Source organism: Gordonia sp. OPL2 (genome assembly GCF_003797825.1).
GTDB lineage: Bacteria > Actinomycetota > Actinomycetes > Mycobacteriales > Mycobacteriaceae > Gordonia.
The window spans coordinates 1-390 of the sequence record NZ_RKME01000136.1 but is presented as its reverse complement, the minus strand read 5'-3'; the positions used below and the strand labels follow the sequence as shown (position 1 = coordinate 390).

At 58.7% G+C, this 390-nt stretch carries 1 protein-coding gene; it reads left to right on the top strand.

Annotated elements, in window-relative coordinates; genetic code table 11:
- On the top strand, positions 1 to 390 hold a 390-nt coding region (locus tag EEB19_RS26665; protein ID WP_187590321.1), incomplete at both ends, for a ribonucleotide-diphosphate reductase subunit beta.

Here is a 390-nt window from a genome sequence, read left to right as displayed (position 1 = left end):
GTCCGGGCGCGAAAAGAACGCCTACGACTCGATCATCGGCCTGCTGGCCACGCTCGACTCACCGCAGACGCGCTTCATCTACAACGTGGCCGAGTACATCACCGACCCGGCGGCGCATGCCAATGCCGCGATCATCGGCCAGCAGGAAGTGATCCACAACGAGAGTTACAGCTATGTGCTGGCCTCGATCACCGACCTGCCGAACCAGAACCGCGTATTTGAACTGGCGCGCACCCATCCGACCATCATCAAGCGCAACGCGCCGATCATGGGCGCGTATGACGACTTCATGCGCGAGAAGACCGCCGAGACCCTGTTGAAGTCGTTGATCCAGTCCTCGATCCTGGAGGGCATCAACTTCTATTCCGGATTTGCGTACTTCTACAACAT